This is a genomic window from Enterococcus sp. 5B3_DIV0040 (assembly GCF_002140755.1).
Classification (GTDB): Bacteria; Bacillota; Bacilli; order Lactobacillales; family Enterococcaceae; genus Enterococcus_D; species Enterococcus_D casseliflavus.
This window is the reverse complement of sequence record NZ_NGLC01000001.1, coordinates 2,627,924-2,646,787: the sequence shown is the minus strand read 5'-3', so window position 1 is coordinate 2,646,787 and position 18,864 is coordinate 2,627,924. Positions and strand designations below refer to the sequence as shown.

15 protein-coding genes are annotated in these 18,864 nt (G+C 35.2%); 8 read left to right on the top strand and 7 right to left on the bottom strand.

Annotation, left to right across the window (positions count from 1 at the left end; all coding sequences use genetic code 11):
• Position 1: 1 nt before the first annotated feature.
• Entirely contained in the window at positions 2–811 is an 810-nt protein-coding gene (locus tag A5883_RS12260; RefSeq protein WP_086338695.1) for a tyrosine-type recombinase/integrase, read from the bottom strand.
• A 132-nt stretch (positions 812–943) separates the two neighbouring features.
• Here A5883_RS12260 and A5883_RS12255 point away from each other — a divergent pair, with 132 nt between their 5' ends.
• Complete coding sequence (locus tag A5883_RS12255; RefSeq protein ID WP_217809243.1) at positions 944–1,462, top strand: restriction endonuclease subunit S; 519 nt, start codon at positions 944–946, stop codon at positions 1,460–1,462.
• Here the strand turns inward: A5883_RS12255 and A5883_RS12250 are convergent.
• The 5 genes from A5883_RS12250 to A5883_RS12230 all read right to left on the bottom strand — a co-directional run bounded on the left by A5883_RS12250 (position 1,455) and on the right by A5883_RS12230 (position 8,389).
• Positions 1,455–3,062 carry a restriction endonuclease subunit S gene (locus tag A5883_RS12250; RefSeq protein ID WP_086338693.1) on the bottom strand — a complete coding sequence of 536 codons (1,608 nt, stop codon included), beginning with the start codon at positions 3,060–3,062 and terminating at the stop codon, positions 1,455–1,457. The genes A5883_RS12255 and A5883_RS12250 overlap by 8 nt on opposite strands.
• Complete coding sequence (locus A5883_RS12245) at positions 3,059–4,483, bottom strand: type I restriction-modification system subunit M (protein ID WP_086338692.1); 1,425 nt, start codon at positions 4,481–4,483, stop codon at positions 3,059–3,061. The genes A5883_RS12250 and A5883_RS12245 overlap by 4 nt, the downstream gene beginning before the upstream one ends.
• A gap of 4 nt (positions 4,484–4,487) precedes the next feature.
• The gene (locus A5883_RS12240) at positions 4,488–7,244 is read right to left on the bottom strand and encodes a type I restriction endonuclease subunit R (RefSeq protein WP_086338691.1); all 2,757 of its coding nucleotides are present in this window, start codon (positions 7,242–7,244) and stop codon (positions 4,488–4,490) included.
• A gap of 109 nt (positions 7,245–7,353) precedes the next feature.
• Positions 7,354–7,566: a helix-turn-helix domain-containing protein gene (locus A5883_RS12235; protein ID WP_086338690.1), complete on the bottom strand. Its 213-nt coding sequence runs from the start codon at positions 7,564–7,566 to the stop codon at positions 7,354–7,356.
• 451 nt (positions 7,567–8,017) lie between these two features.
• A complete protein-coding gene (locus tag A5883_RS12230; protein WP_086338689.1) occupies positions 8,018–8,389 on the bottom strand; it encodes a TnpV protein in 372 nt (123 codons plus the stop codon).
• A 206-nt stretch (positions 8,390–8,595) separates the two neighbouring features.
• On the opposite strand from A5883_RS12230, the gene tnpA reads away from it, so the two are divergent.
• From tnpA to A5883_RS12205, 5 genes are all read left to right on the top strand, one after another.
• Positions 8,596–9,063, top strand: coding sequence for an IS200/IS605 family transposase (gene tnpA, locus A5883_RS12225; protein WP_086338688.1), 468 nt, complete (start codon positions 8,596–8,598; stop codon positions 9,061–9,063).
• A 118-nt stretch (positions 9,064–9,181) separates the two neighbouring features.
• Positions 9,182–9,346: a hypothetical protein gene (locus A5883_RS12220; RefSeq protein ID WP_254907850.1), complete on the top strand. Its 165-nt coding sequence runs from the start codon at positions 9,182–9,184 to the stop codon at positions 9,344–9,346.
• Positions 9,347–9,350: 4 nt separating this feature from the next.
• The gene (locus tag A5883_RS12215; protein ID WP_086338687.1) at positions 9,351–9,917 is read left to right on the top strand and encodes a YtxH domain-containing protein; all 567 of its coding nucleotides are present in this window, start codon (positions 9,351–9,353) and stop codon (positions 9,915–9,917) included.
• 589 nt (positions 9,918–10,506) lie between these two features.
• Positions 10,507–10,815, top strand: a complete 309-nt coding sequence (locus tag A5883_RS12210) for a hypothetical protein (protein WP_086338686.1) — start codon at positions 10,507–10,509, stop codon at positions 10,813–10,815.
• 248 nt (positions 10,816–11,063) lie between these two features.
• Entirely contained in the window at positions 11,064–11,243 is a 180-nt protein-coding gene (locus A5883_RS12205) for a hypothetical protein (RefSeq protein WP_086338685.1), read from the top strand.
• Positions 11,244–11,867: 624 nt separating this feature from the next.
• Here the strand turns inward: A5883_RS12205 and A5883_RS12195 are convergent.
• A complete protein-coding gene (locus A5883_RS12195; RefSeq protein WP_086338684.1) occupies positions 11,868–12,248 on the bottom strand; it encodes a PH domain-containing protein in 381 nt (126 codons plus the stop codon).
• 272 nt (positions 12,249–12,520) lie between these two features.
• Between A5883_RS12195 and A5883_RS12190 the strand changes: the two genes are divergently transcribed.
• Both A5883_RS12190 and A5883_RS12185 read left to right on the top strand, forming a co-directional pair.
• Positions 12,521–12,793 (top strand): hypothetical protein, encoded by a 273-nt coding sequence (locus A5883_RS12190; RefSeq protein ID WP_086338683.1) that lies wholly within the window; start codon positions 12,521–12,523, stop codon positions 12,791–12,793.
• A 1,090-nt stretch (positions 12,794–13,883) separates the two neighbouring features.
• Positions 13,884–18,864 (top strand): exo-alpha-sialidase (locus A5883_RS12185; RefSeq protein WP_176323994.1); only part of this gene is annotated, 4,981 nt, incomplete at its 3' end.

The window sequence follows — 18,864 nt, the reverse complement described above, 5'->3', positions numbered from 1 at the left end:
TTTACCAAGTGACTATTTTATCCACGAGTGCTTGTTGCTCACTTGCAGTACGGCGAAGATATATTCTTGTCGTTTCAATGCTTTCGTGTCCCATAAGGTCAGCAAGTAAAGCAATATCATTATATTTCTCAAGAAAATTCTTTGCATAACGATGGCGGAAAGAATGTGGGTAAACCACTTTTTTATCAAGACCGTATTTATCGGCGTAATTTTTTAACTGCTGCGAAATACCTCTTGTAGTAATTCTTTCACTGTAGCGGTTAAGAAAAAGATAGCCGGAGGAACGGTTTGTTTCATCCAGCCAAGCTAAAATTTCATTTCTCAATTTTTTCGGTATATATAATCTTCGCAATTTACCACCTTTTGAATACAAATCAAAATAGCCAAGCTCCACGTGTTCAATTTTAACCTGAATCAACTCGCTTACACGGGCACCGGTTGCGGCAAGATACCACACTACAAAGTACCACTCCATATTTCCGTCCTTCTTCAACTGCTTTTTCAGAAATTTGTAATCTGCATTGCTGATTACATTTTCAAGAAAATTCTTTTGTTGGACTTTCACCGCTTTTAACTGCAACCGTTCCTTTCCGAGATATTCAAGATATTTGTTCATAGCTTGAATACGAAGATTTACGGTTTTAGGTTTGTAAAACTCCATAAGATACCCCTTGTATGCCAACAGGTTTTCCTTGCTTATTGTTTCGTAGTGTTCGTGATAGTAGTTCACTGTCCACAGATAAGATGTAATGGTGTTTTCCGAAAGATTACTCTTTCTCAAATGTTCCTCAAATGTTTTTTGTCCTTTCATAACAAAAGACCTCCATATAATATATTCACGACAAAAGCCGCAAATATATTATACTTTCAATAAGTCTATGGCTCTTATTATGAGAAGGTCGGGAAGGATACTAACTGTATCAATGAACAAATACCTTTTGAGTTGCCTGCTTCGTGGTGTTGGTGTAGGCTCGGAAGTATATTTTCCCACAATACCGGAAAAGCGTTAAATTCATCAAATACAGAAGGTAGATTGATGACTTATATCACGACATCAAACTTATATTGGGATAGATTTGAGTTGGAAACATTAAAAGAAATGTTATTTACCGACTCAGAGATTGAAAAATGTACTGTTAAAAAAGGCGATTTGTTGGTTTGTGAAGGCGGCGATATTGGTCGTTCAGCAATATGGTGCTATGATGAAATGCGAATACAAAACCACATTCACAGATTGCGCCCGTATGTGAATTTATCAAATAGGTTTTATTATTATGTGCTCTGGCTTTGGAAACAGATAGGACTTATCGGCGGTCAAGGTATAGGACTGCAAGGCTTTTCATCCAAGGCTCTACACAATTTGATAATTCCTCTTCCGCCATTGAATGAGCAAAACAGAATCACTCATATAATTGACGAATTTTTTGGCTTTCTTGATACAATAGGACAGCGCCTCAACTGAGGCACTGTTCTATTGTTGATACCACAAAATATAAATTCTCTAAATATTTTGAGATCCTTTCTTGCTCTTTAAGAGGCGGGACAGGAAATAGAACGGAACGCACAGTATCAGATTTTAAGTTTTTTACAGTTGAACCCGCAGCAACCTCACGAAATGAGTTATACATAAAGCTTGAACTCAAAGCATAATACAAGAAATCTTGATTGAAAACATTATCAATATCGCCTATAACAAGCCAACCGTCGTGAATACAGCCGTCCGTTTTTAATATATATGGTCGTCCAAAGCTCATAGAGTTTGTTAAGAGGAAATCTCCGCTTTTTACATAACGAGTTTTAGGCAATCCTTCAGGGATTATTTTTTCTCTTGTACTATAAATATATTTCCCACCTTGTTCGGCATCACCTATTTTAATCCAATTAATGCCGGTGCTTTTTGTGGTTAAATAATCAGTTATTGGTCTTGGTGAGCCACCACGAGAAATAGTGCATATATTACCAAGCCTTTCCCAATGCCAATTCTCAGGAATTTCAAAAGGAATTTTATCATCGATATTTTTGATGTTATTCCCAATCTTCTCATAATAAGAGTTATCATCACCTTTGAAGATGACAGATTCCTTTTTATCACGCTTGATTTTGCCTGCTTTGATGAGTTCTTCTTTTTCTGCCCTTATGCGTTCAAGAAGTACGGAAGCAGGCTCATCATTCGGGTCTTGTGGTACAAGTTTGCCTTGTATTGCAAGGTCAAGGACTTTAGATTTCAATATTATCGTCATTGCAGATATATCTTGATAATTGCTTTCAAGTGAAGCAATTAGTGATATAGTATTATTGACGGAGTCTACTATTCTTTGTTGCTCAGCTACAGGAGGCAATGCACATAGATACTCGTTTGCTGTTGTAATAGTGATTGTGTCTACAGTATTTCCATATGTTTTTGTGTGTATTTGTGATTGAAGCAAAGGAGAGTCTATCATAAGTTTTGCATACTCTGAAACGATACCAGAGTATTTGTTTTCAAAACATAAGACACTTGCATCTTTGTAATAAAAGGTATCTCTTTCTTTCACTACATACACTTTACCTATCGTTCCAACACCAGTCACCATTAAGTCGCCTGCTGCTGGGACACCGTATGTTTCCTTTAAATTTCTATAATGTTCTTCAGAAATAAACAAGTCGTTATTGACATAACCGTCGTTTGCTAATTTTACAATTTCTCTTGCCCTATAAAAAGGTATGCCCTTACTTTTCCATTCTGACTGCAATACTCTTTTTGCCGAACCTACAAGAAAAAGATTTCTTAATCTACACCACGCCCACCCCTCTGGCAAGTCAAACGGTAGCTCATCCTCGATACATTTCACTGTTCCGTCTGTAAACTGCTCATAATGTAAATTATCATCACCCTTAAAGATGATTGTATCATTTTTTATATCCTTTGCTTTTAGCTTTCCTTCCTTGACCATTTGCTTTTTTTGCTCACGAATTCTTTCAAGTAAAACGGTTGCCGGCTCATCATTCGGGTCTTGAGGCACGAGTTTACCACGAATGGCAAGGTCAAGCACTTTTTCTCTTAACGCTTTTGTATCAATCATAAGTCAATTCCTCCGAGAATTTCTTGGAGTTTTGATACGGCATCACCGATTGCAGTTGCTTTTTCCTGCATTTCAGAAAGAAGCTCCGTAATTGTGCGGTCATCTTTTTCGGTTAAATCTATCCATTTGAAATCGAGTTTTAATTGGTCACGGGAGTAAACTTCTTCTTCGTTGATTTTTCTCCATCTACCATTGGGGTTTTCTTCAGAATAAGTTTCTTTTCTATCTTCCAAGTGACCCGAACAATAGCAATTCACAAAATCATCAAGGTCTGCACGAGTCATAGGCTTTGTTGCCATTGTGTGTTTTATACCTGTTCTGTAATCATAAACCCAAATGTCTTTTGTTTTTTCGCCCTTTTCAAAGAAAAGCACGTTTGTCTTAACACCACCAGCGTAAAAAATACCTGTCGGCAATCTGAGAATGGTGTGCAGATTAAAGCCAGATAATAATTTTTCACGAACCTTTGCCGTAGCATTTCCGTCAGTAAGAACATTGTCAGTAAGAACTACAGCAACACGACCACCGGTTTTAACGATGGACATTATATGCTGCAAGAAGTTAACCTGATTATCCGATGTTTTTATAAATTCCGGTCTTGCACTGTCAACTGCTACGCTGCCTTGCGGTCTTGTGCCGAAAGGTGGGTTTGCAAGAATTACATCAAACATTCTGTCCGATGTATCCAGCAATGAATCCTGACAAACGATTGGACTCTTTTCTGTTCCAATATCGTGTAAATATAAATTCATTGATGCAAGGGTAACAACAAGCGCTGTATTATCTGCACCAAACAAAGCATTGTTTTTTAGAAAATTCTGCTTTGACAAATCCTTACTTTGGGGTTTCATATGGTCAAAAGCAGCAAGAAGGAATCCACCGGTTCCGCAAGCCGGGTCAGCAACCGTTTCGGTGATTTTAGGGTCAATTACATCAACCATTGCTTTGATAAGCGCACGGGGTGTAAAGTATTGTCCGGCACCGCTTTTTTTATCCTGACCATTCTTTTCAAGGATTGATTCATAAATTGCACCCTTGAAATCGCCCTCCATCATATACCAGTTTTCATTTCCAACCATTTGGAACACTTTTGCAAGATGAACAGGACTATTGATTTTATTAGATGCTTTCGTAAAGATAGTGCCAATAAGCCCATCATCTTTTGAAAGCTCTTTCAATACTTCCTCATACTTGTCAATAAGGTCATCCCCATTAAGTTCAACAATATCTTTCCACTTATATCCATCGGGGATAGAGCTGCCAAGACCTAATTCTTCCTTTTCCACATCCATTTTGAGAAAAAGAATATATGTAAGTTGAGTGATATAGTCTGTAAATCCAACACCGGCAGCCGCAAGAACATTTGCAATGTCCCATACTTTTTTTACCAGTGTTGCTTCGCTTTTTTGAATATCTGCCATAGTATTATGCCGCCTTTAAAATAAATTTTGCAAGTGTAATAATTTCTTCCGATAGAACAGGTGCGCCAAAGTTTTTTATTCCTTTACGCCATAGGTCTGTATCAAAAGCATTCAATTCTTTTATGCTGATTGCGCCTTCCTCAATAATGTAATCAGCTATCTGTTTCATAATTTCTTTTTGGTCATCTGTAAGTTCACGCTGAGCCTGTCCGCAATAAAGGTTAAATCTTTGGGAATAGCCCTTAATAAGACTTACAAGTTTATTGCTTTTCTTATATGCATAGCGAACAAGCTGAATAAGATGTGTTAAAGCCCTGATGTTTTGCTTTGTATCCAATTCTTCAACATTGCCGTCATTATCGAGAATTTTATAGTTTTTCCAAATGTAATAGGGCGTAAATTGTCCGTTTTCGGCAATCAATTTGTCCTGCAACTCTGTAAGCATTGAATATGTAATTACAGTATCTTCGGAATTATAGATAATTCGGAGAGCTTCAATCTTATCTGCATTATCATTCAAATATTGCTCAAAGTTAGCAATAAAGCTTTTTGCCGTTTCTTTGGAGAAACCTTTATAAATTACCTCATCCTCTTTTTCGGGAGTTACAGCGTAATAACCCCGGAGCATTTCAAGAAGTTTCTTTCGTGCTGATAAATTACTCATCAAACAGAAAATCAAGTTTTTACGAGCAGAATTTTCATCCGAAATATTCTCAAAAGGAGATAGTAAGTTCTGCGAAAGTGCTTGATTGATATTATTTGCTAATCCTCTTGGTGAAAAACCATAATCGGAAATAAACATATTTAAATGTCTTTCGAAAAGAGGGTGGTCCTCATATCGTTTTTGTATTGTTGCACAATAATCACGAAGCAGAGCGAGATTTTCATCAGAAACCTCGCCGTGTGATAGTCTTTCCAAAAGCTGGTCTAAACGCAAAGGCTTTGGATTCCCTCCTTTTCCGCCTTTGCCCGGTTGCGGAATATGCTTATCAGATTCTGTTACGCCCACAGCATCGACAATGTAGAAGCAATTTTTATTATCTGCATTCGGCGTAACTTCTCTTAATTTATCCTCGTTAAGTGTTCTACAGCCTCTGCCTTTCATCTGAGTATATAAAACATCAGATTTCACATCGTTCATAAAAAGCACAACTTCTAAAGGCTTTACATCCGTACCGGTTGCAACAAGTGTAACCGTAACAGCTATTCTAAAATCCTTTTCCGTTCTCAAATCACGAATAAGGGCATTGGAATCTCCTGCTGAATAAGTGATTTTTTGTACAAAGTTGTCCGGCACTTTTTCGCTTGTGAATTTTTCGGCAAACACCTTTTTTGCAATCTCAACGATTTTTGTTGCGTGATTATTATCCTTGGCAAAGATAAGTGTTTTAGGGATATAGTTCCAATTTTCTTCTCTTTCCGGATATAAGTCAGTATAAATTGATTCCATATAGGATTTCAAGACGGACTCTATCTGATTAGGATTGATAACAGAGCGGTCAAGCTGGTTTGGCGCATAGTCAATGCGTTGCTGTGCCTTGTATTCATCAACGATTTCACCGGAACGATTAACATCTGTAACTGTTTCGCCTTGATTGATTGTGCCGCCGTGAACTGTTGCGTCGGTAATTATTCTGTAAACTCGTGCAGGAACATTAACACCGTCAACAACGGAATCTTCGTATGTATATTCTTCAACAATATTTTTATTAAAATACGCATATGCTTCGGGAGTAGGTGTTGCAGTTAAGCCAAGAACTTTTGCGTCCTTAAAGTAATCAAGAACTGCTTTCCATTTGCCGTAAATTGAACGATGACATTCATCAACAATGATAAACTGGAAGTAATCCGGAGGTAATTTCAAATCTTCGCCAAGAACGATATCAGGCTCGTTTTTAGTAACATCCTTCAAGCCCAATTTTTCGTCTTCTTTATCTTCGTCATCTTCCGTTATAGTCTGTCCCGTAAGCACCGCAAATAATTTTTGTATTGTAGATATAATGATATCGCCCTGAATATTTTCGGGTTTTATAAGGCGATTAATTTGATAAAGTTCGTTCATCGGCTTTTGTTTTTCGGTGCGGTCGAACAAACTAAATTCTGTTTCTGTCTGTCGAGCAAGATTATTTCTGTCAACAAGGAAAAGTACACGCTTGGTAAGCGTATAGTTCAACAGACGGTAGGACGCAAGACAAGCAAGATATGTTTTACCTGAACCCGTTGCAAGAATTGCAAGAGCCTTTTTCCTGCCGGCTTTCAACGATGCTTCAAGTTTTACTTCAGCATCATACTGGCAGTCACGAAGTCCTTTTTTCTCAATTCTCGGTAACGCACCATATTCAGATTTTTTACCAAGCATTTTTAGCATTTTTTTCGGTGAGCGCATCTCCGAAAGCTCTATATATTCGCTGTCCGCTTCAAGCATATTTTTAAAATAAATCTTATTACCATTTGCGAGATATACAAAGGGAATCTGATTTGGAAACCACAAACCAACCCAACCTTGCGGATTTTTAGAATACCATTCAGCTTGTTGTGCAACAATATCGCCGAGAGAATTATCCTCAGCTTTGGCTTCGACAACGGCAATCGCTTTATCATCAACAAAAAGAAGATAGTCACTTTCCTTATTTCCTTGCATTAAGGCTTCTTTAACCGCAGAAGCATTAAAGGGAATATACTCGTCACGAGCGACAATATCCCATCCTGCATCAGTTAATTGCTTGTCTATTTTTATTCTTGCTTTTTCTTCAGGTAACATATCTGTTATCCTCCTGTAAAAGTCTTGCTTCCTGATAACTAAAATTATCGGAAGTTAAATATGATTTTCTACAAACTCTATGTAGGCTTTACTGATTTTAAGCTAAACTTTATTTTGTGTCATCAGGAAGGAATTCCATAATGTCATCTATATTACAATTTAACGCTAAACAAATTTTACCTAAAATATCTACCGTCACATTTTCGCCTTTGCTCATTTTTGTAATTGTGTAATTGCTAATGCCAGCAGCTTTAGCAAGGTCTTTCTTCTTCATATCGTGGTCAATTAATAACTTCCACAATTTTTTATAACTCACAGTCATAATCTACCTCTTAAAGATTTAATAATTACTACACAAGTATATAACAAAATCTAAAAATTTCAATGATAATCGAGCAATACCATTATTTTATTTAGTAGTTGCGATACAGCAAACAGCGATTTATGTGTTTTTGTTAAAGGTTTTAGGGTGTCCCTAATGACTACCGTTTTGGCTATCAAAATGGTCTGCTCGCTAAGATTAAACAAACAAATTTGGGTTCGTACAAAACAAGGCACCACCAACGGATTCTTTTACTCCGAAGGCTGTGCCTTTTCGTTATGCTATGTATAAATTACTTTGATTTTTTTCTTCTTGGCTTGCAAAATTTTGAGCAGAACATCATCAACGCAGTCCGTATATTTGCCCGCCGAGATAAGAGCGTTTTTCTCTGAAATAAGACTTTCGATTATCAGTTTTCGTTCTTCCGATGTGAGATAAATATGATACTTTCTCATACAAATATCACTTCCGTATTAACGATTTCGGTTGCTCGATTACGGATGTTATTCATCTTTTGAACCCATAACATCATATCGTCATCTTTCAGGCGTTCCGTGATATTTTCTTTCTCGGCAAGTGATTTTACAAGCTGCTGAAACATTTCTTCAGCTCGTGTATCAACTTCTGCAATGTACTGGTTGAGCGTGCCTTTAGTCAAATAGTTGTAGTAAATTATGCGATGATTTTCTTTCAAATGTCTGCGGTATCGCTGTCCCCATATGCCGATTTCATATTCTTTCTGTTCATCCAATTCCACATTAGGAAGCATATAATCTCCCGCTTGATAAAACTCAACACATTGCTGCTCAAATATAGTTTTCATAGAAAAATCCTCCTGTAATTTGATTGTTCTATCATTTTACAGAAGGATTTTTATTAATGACTTTAGTCAGTTTCGTTCGCGGAGCGTACGAAACAAGAAAACCGCGCGCTTCTACGCGTGGATGGAATAGCTTTAGCGATAAAAACTCCTTTCGATATACTAATAAGTGGCTACCAACCGCTTATTTTATCGAAAGGAGTTTTTCTATGTCTAAAGACGACAAAAGTTTATCACATACTAGATGGAATTGTAAGTATCACATAGTCTTCACCCCAAAATATAGAAGAAAAGTAATCTATGGGGAATTAAGAAAAGATATTGGAAGAATATTGAGGAAGCTTTGTGAGATGAAAGAGGTAGAAATAATCGAAGCACACGCAATGCCAGATCATATTCACATGTTGGTAAAAGTACCACCAAAAATAAGTATCTCGCAGTTCATGGGCTACTTGAAAGGAAGAAGTGCGACGCTTATCCATGAGCAGCATGGAAACTTAGTCTATAAATATGGAAATAAAAGTTTCTGGTCAAAGGGGTATTACGTGAGCACAGTCGGTCTGAACCAGAAAACAATTAAAAAATATATACGAGAGCAAGAATCAGATGATCGAATCCGAGATAGTATAAGTAAACGAGAATACGTTGATCCATTCAAAATGAAGAAAAAGAAATAAAGTAGCGAGCGAAGAGCGGTTGGTGGTCTTTTAGAAAGCTCCATTTATGGAGTAGGCGAGTAGTGACCTCTTCTAGAGGTGTTAAAAAGCCACCCGTTCTCACGGGTGGATGTGTTACTTGAGTCAGAGTGTTTCTGATTTAAATACGACGAGTCGAAATCTGGCTGGAAAAGTTGGCGGTGTCGGAAAGAATGCGGCAAAGGCGAGTGTCTCAGGAAAAGTTGGCGCGACAACGATGAGATTCTTTAGAGATCGTAAGACAACAACGAAAACGGAGGGATAACAACATGACTAGACGTGGAAGATTTTTTGCAGGAGCCTTAATTGGTGGAACGGCAGCAGCTGTAGTAGCATTGCTATTAGCACCAAAATCGGGTAAGGAAATGCGTGAAGATTTAGCGAAGAAGACAGATGAATGGTTAGACTTAGCTTCAGATTATACCGATGATTTTGTTTCAAAAACCAGTGAAGTGGGATCGATTGTAAAAGAACGTGCTTCTGATTTGGGCGATCAAGCCAATGACTTAGCTTCAAACGTGAAGAGTAAAGTAAGTGATTCGATGGATGACATGGACGATATTACTTCTGATACGTTAGAAGATTTAAAACGCCAAAGCTCTGATCTATCTGATCGTTTCCGCAAAGCAGCCGGCGATGCCAAAGATGTTGCAGAAGATGTTTCAGAGGATATCGTGATTGATGCTAAGGAGACAAAAGAAGCGGCGAAGGAAACCGTTACTAAAGGCGCCGATGAGTTAGCAGATAAAGCCAAAGAAGTAAATGAAGAAAAACCGGCTTTCGAGGAAGTCAAAGAAGAATTAAAAGAAGAAGTCGAAAAAAATAATCCAGAATAAAAAATCTAGTCCTCAGCTTTGAGGGCTATTTTTTTATGCGGAAAGTATAAAAGTTTCTCATGAATAAATCGCTTTACAGCAGGTGTATTCATGTCCGACTTCACGAACTAGCTTTTCTACGCAAGCTACGCATACAGTTACTGCTAAACTCCGTTAAGCAGAACTAACATTTCGGCAATAAGCAAAAATATTTCTAAATTTGAGAAGCACCAGGTAGGTACCAATCAACATCAGTTCTCTTCGATCACTGTGTTTCTTGGCAATTTAGAAATATTTTGGTCTTATTGCTGAGACACACAGCGACTACTTGCAGAGCTGATGTGGAACAGTACCTACCTGGTGCTCAAAAGCTGAGCGAGTTCGTGAAGCCTTTTTTATGCAGAAAAATCGGTTTGCTTAAGAAAATCTTTCAAGAAATAGACTCATTTTAAAAGTGTTGCGTGCGCAACGCCTGTTGTTGCTGTAATCTCAAGATATAGTAAATAATAATAGAGGATTATTAAAGAATGAATAAAAGAAAATCTTGGATTTGGTTTCTATAAGTATTGGAGAATAAAGAAGATTTTGTTTCTAAAGATGGGGACAAAAAATGATAGTGAAAATGGTACCTAGAGGCATTCCAGCGCAGATTTTTTTTAGTATAGGAAAATGTGGGATAAAAAATAATAAAAAAGTGCTTGTTTTTATACTTTCGTGTGCAGCAATTTCTCTCATTCTTCCGCTAGGCTATTTTGTTATCAATCTGGTATTTTTAGGGGCTTCTTTTCCAGAAGCGTTTTATGATTTTCTTTTGACGTTTGTCCTCATGTTTGTGGTTACGTTTATAGGGCTATTAGAGAGCAAAAAAATGAATAGCAACCAAAAAACTCTAAAAGATTATTTAGAGCATTTTTTGTAGAGAAACATTTATTGTTTATGATCCTACCCAAATAAACTATCCTTGTTGAATCTCTTTTTTTACAATAGTTTTTTTAAAGTTTCTTTGTTCATTTTACAGAACAAAAAAAGATTTAACCTGCATTTGGGTGGATAAAATTCGAAAAATAATGAAATAAAAAGAATTTAGAACATATATTCAAAAAGTTAAAAAACTTAACTTCTATCAAAAATTGTTTAATTACTCTAAAAGCAACTTAGGTGAAAGGTATGGATAGAAAACAAATCAAACAACGGCAAAAAGAAATTCGCACACAAATTCAAAATTTGATTGATTCCACTCCTAACTGGTCTCGGTTACCAGATGATGCACCAGAAGTGGAGTATGCTAGAAAACTTCAAAAAGAAGTCGAGCGCCTAGGAAAAATGCGCCCTTACAGAAAAACGTGATAAGAGACACAAAAAATCGCTTAGCTCGTTTTTCCCATTGCGAAACAACCAGCGTTTTTTCTGCACCAACAGGGATTGGAGCAGTTTTAACCTCTTATATCACAAATGCTAAAAATGTAATTCGATCTTGAGTAAAAGAATTGTTTGTTAAATGGGGAATCAAAGTAGTTACCAGTTACTATGGTATATTGTTTGAAATTGAAATGAATGCGGTAGAGTTTGGAGGTGCAATTGCAAAATATATTGATAAACATAATACTTAACAATGGTTATTGGAAATTTAGTTATATGAAAAAAACACTGCCCGGCAGTGTTTGGGGAATTGGATTCTCATTATCATTATTATGTTTGAAGTTACTTTCTAAAAATCAATGGAGAATAGGTATAGTTATTGTTGTTCTAGTTTTTTGTTAATCCCTCTCTTACTAGGGTGTGGATTTTCGCACCTTTAGTTCAGCTGGTTAGAGCAGACGGCTCATAACCGTCCGATCGTAGGTTCGAGTCCTAACAGGTGATATAACAAAACACCTCCTACTCAATTGTGAGTAAGAGGTGTTTTGTTTAGTCATAATCTAGTTCTTATTTTCAGAATATTTTAGGAAGCAAAATATATACATGCGGCATTTACTGTAGTACAGCGGAAGCTAATGCTTGCTGAATAGAAATAATGTTTTTGTCTTTACGGAATTGAAGTGTTTCTGCGGGAAGTTCTGCACTAGAAATCCATATTTTTAATTCAGCATCTAAATCAAAATGGCCACTAGTTTCAACAGAAAATCTAGAAATTGATTTATAGGGAATTGATTTATATTCTATTTTTTTCCCGGATACGCCTTGTTTATCGATAATAATTAATCGTTTATTGGTAAATATAATCAAATCACGAACTAATTTAAATGATAAATCAACTTTTTCTTCTATAGTCAGTACACCTTGTAATTCTTCTGTTATAGATACATCTGAAAGTTGGGTTGCATTTCCCATTAATCCATCAAATAGTCCCATCACAATTCCTCATTTCTTTTTCTTTTATTGTATCAAATATTTTTTATTTTGGTAGAAGGAAATAGTAATTTGTGCACATTTAGTTGGTTATTTCCATGGTTTTTGTGGATAATGCTCTCTTGGATTTTCTTCAATTTAAGGTCTATTATTTTATGAAAAATGAAAGTTCTGTTCGAAAGCGGATTTACCATATTAGTTATACACTGATCTTTTTTATTTTGGAGAAAAAGTATATAAAATACGGGTTATTTTTGTATTAAGGAGGATATTCGATGAAGGTTGATAAATTACGCTATAGGAAAGTAATCAATAGTGCAAAATACTTAGAATTCAACGCAATACAGTACTTTCAAGTTTTAGCTAATCAAAGCGATGTTGAGAAGATGAAAGAAGAATTAGACTATTTAATTAAAAATAATATCTATCATAAAATAATTCGTACGTCTAAAAAAAGTTTTTTGGGAGATCAAATTATTATTAAAAGAAATCTTGAGCAAGATTTTAGACTTTTAGAGAGGTATGTTACTTTTTTTGATAATCAGTGAGTGATTCACCACATAAGCTAAATCTAGGGGTCTTAACTCTTAAAATGAGAATTTATAGGGAACGAAGTATGTTAATGGTTTTTTAACGGTTTTGTGTATTCTTTTATTGAAATAATTAATTATAATATGATATTATTTAATTAGAGAAGGAGTTTACAGAGAGCAATAATAGTAAATTGTGTGGGGAAGTCTCTGTGAAATTCTTCTCTTAATATTGAAATGAGTGTTGTTTGAGTTTTATTTAATACATAAATAAGTAATTATTGTTCATTCCCCCTAAAAAAGAATTTTGAGTGATTGGAAATGCTTTGTTTGATTGGGTTTTATATTGGTTTAACTCTATAGTTTCATAAATAGTAAGTTAAGGTAAAAATTGAGAATATTTACATCATGTAATCGTTTAAGAGATTTAAAGCATCGAAATTTTGCGGATGCTTTTTTAGGTATCGCTTCAATTGTGAATAGTGTCAGTCCGTATCTGTATTTTAAATTATGCTTAGGACACAGTTTAGATCAATCACAATTAGTTGATATAAAACAGTCTTGTTTTATTTATCAATCTCAATCTTCAGAAATTAGATTTTTGGTTTAACTATTTTGGGTCACTACATTAAGCGATAAGCTTGTTTTTAATTATCTTAATGAGTTATACATTCGTCTTGATTTATTGAAGTAAGGTAGTTAATAATGAAAACAAAGTAAAGCTAAATGTAATTCTATCCGTATATACAGCTTTAAAAAGCTATATTTTCAATGTTTATTATAGAAAAAATATAGTTTTAATATCATAGAGTTTTTATCAAATAAAACTTGGTTATTTTTTATTATCAAAAATATATTTAGAGATTTGCAAAACATTATTGCAATGTAGCGCTTTTATTTTGTCCGGATTAGAATTTATAACGTACAGTGAAATAAATATTGTAGAAATTTTCTGTGTCCAGCAGGTAAGTATTATTGCCAATAAATTCTAAGTTCAACGAAAAGTAAGCGCTTAACAACGATGGGGATGGAGGGTAGAATATTAATCATTATTTGAATAAAACTATATAGGAATAGGGGAAGAAAAATGTGTTCGAAGAGAAATATGTTGAGAAAAAAAGAAAGATGTACTGAAAAATTACAAAAGTATGCAATTAAAAAGTTAAGTGTTGGTGTTGCTTCTGTTTTAGTGGGAACAGCTATTTGTTTTGGATTTGTTCATTCTGCTGAGGCAGAAGAACTTAATAATGGAACTAATAATGAGATTCTTTCCGATGCGATTACTGTGGAAGATTTAAATTCTGATAATTTAATTGATAATACTGTTGGTGAAACTGGAGAATCAGTAGAAAATGTCTCTGAGACAGAGGTTATAGTTAATTCTGTTTCTGAAAATGATGAAACAGAATTAAGCGAAATTACAGATGCAGATAATACATTATCTTCTTCAGATACAACTCTCTTGAACGATAATCCAGATGAAACAGAATTACTACCAACAAATGAAGAAGATACTGGTACTAGTATATTATCAGATGAGGCATCTGCTTCTGATAAAGTAACAGATTCACCGGATATGTTGAATAAAATAACCAATGGTAACTTTGATAAGGATTATACTTCTAGTCAAACGGGTTGGAATATTAAACAAAATGGTAATGGAAATATAAATAATGAAGAAAAAACTGGGAAAATAATTAGAGGAACTACAGATGATTCGGTTTTACAAAAGATTCCTACTGTATCTGGGAAGAAGTATGTTGTTTCAGCTGATGTCACTACAGATCAAATAGTGAGCAGTGAGGGGATTTATTTTGCTGCTAAACAAGTCAACGAGCAAGGTGGACAAGGAAGTGTACTAAATCAAGTAAATATAATTCAGAATGCAGAAACTAAAACATACAGTTTTGAGTTTACTGCTAAAGGAACGGAAACTTTTATTGGATTGGTAAAATGGGCAATAGAATCTAATGACACGATAAGAAATGTTAATATTTCGATTGATGATGTATCTGTTTTAGAACAAGATAAGTATGAATTAGTTTGGTATGATGATTTTCATACGGAGGAGTTAAATCCTGAAACATGGGGATATGAGCTTGGAAATATCAGAGGGAATGAGCAACAGCACTACAGCAGTAGCAAAGACAATGTCTATATACAAAATGGTAACTTAGTACTAGAAGTAACAGAAAGATCTGAGGAAGATAAATATAAGAATACCGAAAAACATGGAAATGCTGCTAGAGAAGTTAAGTATAATTCTGGTAGCGTACGTACCCAAGGGAAAGAAGAATTTTTATATGGAAGAATAGAAGCAAAGATGAGATTACCTAAAGGACAGGGGATTTTCCCTGCTTTTTGGATGTTGGGTGCGGATTTTCATATGGATGGACGGATTAATCCGGCACATGGGTATGACTGGCCGTCTACAGGTGAACTAGATATTATGGAGTTAATAGGGGCTGAAACAGAAGGAGAAAATAAAAATAATAGTAATCGTAAGGTATACGGTACACCACATTTTTATTATGAACATGGTGATTCGTTTAAAGATGGTAGTTATGAGTATTTATCAAGTAAAACTAATAAAAAAGTTGATTCAGAATTAGGTGGTAATATTTCTATCAATGAAGATTTCTATGATTCTTATCATATTTTTGGTATTAATTGGACCACAGATTATATTGAATGGTATGTTGATGGGATTGTCTATAATCGTTTGAATTTTTCTGATCCTCAGAATATAGATAACGATAAGCGATTAAAAGCTGCAGCTAAGAGTTTGAACAGACCGCAATATTTGCAGTTTAATTTAGCTACAGGAGGTAATTGGGCTGGAAATGCTGGAGATGATTTAGCAGGAGAGAAATTAGAGATTGATTGGGTAAGATATCTTCAAACGGATGCACAAAAGAAAGCTAGAGCTGATTATTATATGACACAACCTCTGATTTCTGGTGCCGAAGATATTATTATGATAGAAGGACAGACACCGGATTTATTAAAGAATATACATGTGAATTTAGACACACATAAAGCAGATTATTCTATTGATAATGAATTCTTGTATGTTAATGGAGGAAGTGTCGGTGGCAGAAATGAAGTTTCTGCAATTGTTTATAGCAGTTCCGAAGCTGACTTATTAAAATATTTAAAATCTGGTATATACAATCTTCATTATAGTGCTATTCCTATAGATAGTAATATAAATGGTTGGATTGCTCCAACAGAGAAGATAGCCAGAAAAACTGTTCGATTGATTGTTTTACCAAATGGTGGATTAGTTGGTGAAACAGGAGTCGCATTATCCTCTGTAGCTTTACCAGAAGGTTGGTCATGGAAAAATCCGAATGAGATTATAGCAACAGATTCCAACTATTCATTACTGTATACAAACTCTTCAGATGATACAGTAGATGAAATGAATCGGAGAAGATATGAAATAACAATTCCGTCAATGTACATTACGGAAGAAGCAACTAATGTAGATCAAAGTGATAGAAATATTTTGACACTCGATAATATTATTTCTGATGGAGAAAAATCCACCATTGATTCTATTAGTGAAGAAAACAAAGATAAGATTAAAGATATTATGAGTATGAGAACTGGAAGTTTTACTTTCCGTTACAGCCTTGATTCTGAAGTAACTAATAGGGAATTAACTTCTTTATTTTCTATTTCATATGGTAAAGTCGAATCTAACTATGCGTCCTTTTATATACGTCCTAAAAACGGAAAAATAGGTATTGAAATTAGCAGAGGTGGCAAATCCTATCTTAGAGAGGTCGGGACAGGATTTAACTTACTAAACAATGCTGATTGGCATTCTATTACGTATACTTTTAATGGTGTATATATGCAGGTCTATTTAGATGGTATTTTATATGGAGAAATACCGTTCACAGGATTATTTTATGGTAATTCATGGGCTGAATATGCTGATACATTATCTGTTGGCGGTACAATTAGAAAGAATACTGTTCAGTGGCCGTTAAATGGTTTGATAGATACAGTAATTATTACTCGAGATGTTGTTTCCGATGATGAAATTAAAGTACTTCATCGTATTACAGATAATAATGCTATAGGTGAAAAGGCGAGTATGTGGGATAAATATGATGAAGGTATTTTTGAATACCGTATTCCGTCAATTGTTAAATTACCCGATGGTACATTAGTAGCAGCGGCGGATGCTAGAAAAAAACATTATAATGATTGGGGAGATATTGCGACGGTAGTTCGTATCAGTAAGGATGGTGGAAAAACTTGGAGTAAAAATGTAACTGTACTCGATATGCCAACTCAGCCATATTACACCTCAGAGTATTTAACAACAGACTGGAACAAAAATCATACACAATCAGCATTTTCTATTGATCCAGTCTTGATTGCAAATAGTAATGGTAAATTATATTTACTAGTAGATGTATTCCCAGAATCTAGAGGTTCAGTTCATTCAGAACCAGGAGATGGATATACTCTGGTTGGTAATAAGTATTATTTAACATTGAATGATAAAAAGCAAAATAAATATACTGTTCGTGAGAATGGTATTGTATATAATTCAGGAAATAATAAAACCAAATGGCGTATTGACGAAGGAACATTTGATACAGCATTTGCTACTCGTGGAGACATATATGAAATGCAAGATGATGGTACTGAAAAAATTGTTGGGAATATCTTTATGCGTTCAAAAAATAATTCAAATAGACAACTTCAACCCAACTCTAAACATAATCTTTTGTGGACTGACATGACCAATTTTTTGTGGCTGTTTACCAGTGATGATGGTGGTGTTACTTGGTCTGTTCCGCAGGATATCACTGGCGGCTTAAAGAAAGATTGGATGGGATTTTTGGGAACAGGAGCTGCACCCGGATTGGAAATTGATGCAAAGGATGCAGAAGGGAATTCCTTCAAGAGATTACTGTTTCCTGTATACTATACAAACCAGCAAGGAATAACTGGACCAGAATCATTGGGACGTTCTAGTAGTGCTAATGTCTATAGTGATGATGGTGGATTAACTTGGCATTTGGGAGAATCACCAAATGATGGTCGTGTTTTCGGAAAAGATCAACATACAAACTCAAGGGATTTTAGTACAGCTGTTACTGAATTAACAGAAAATCAAATTGTTCAATTAAATAATGGGCATTTATTACAGTTTATGCGTAATACTGGAAAAACTGTGATGATTGCAAAAAGTACGGATTATGGTGAAACTTGGGATGATGTCCTCATTGATTCCAAAATACCCGAACCTTTTGTTAATTTATCAGCGATTCATTACAATCTGAATAACAAAGAGTATGTTATCTTATCTAATCCTGTAGGACATCCTGATGCTGAAACAACAGATACGAGAACTCGTAACATAAGAATGAAGGGCGCTTTGCGTATTGGAGAAGTTCAATCAGATGACTCTATTAATTGGATAGCAAGTATCATGTATGAACCAAGACGTTTTGCATATTCTAGTTTAGTACAATTGGATGATGAAAATGTAGGAGTTTTATATGAACATAATGGTCATATTAAATATTCAACATTTAATGTTAAAGAGATGATTGAGGAAGGAAACCGCTTTGATATTTCTTATGTAATTGAAAGTGAAATCGAAGTTATATCAGGGAAGGATAAAAATAGTATTCAAAAAGGAGATGTTTTAAAGTTCACAGTAGCGATGAATCAACCAATGTTTATTGTGGGCGAGCGTACCCTTGATTTTACTATTGGAGGAGAAAAGAGAAAAGCAACTTATGTTGAAGGCGATCAATCTGATCATATTATTTTTTCTTATACAGTAACAGAACAAGATGAAGGGATAATTAAAGTTCTTTCTACTTTTGATGGTTCTATTGTAGAAAACAGATATAATGTTGCGTTAATAAAAGACAGTTCAATAGAAGTAGGCAAAGTTATCACTGCAATTGAAGCGGCAGAAGTGGCAGTTGAGGCAGCAGAAGCGGCAAGTCAAGCGGGAGTAACGAAGAAGACAGAAGTAGTAGCTGACGGGTTAGTGAGTGTTGCAGATAAAACTGCAGTTGATGAGTTAAATGAGGTAACAGAAGCGAAGA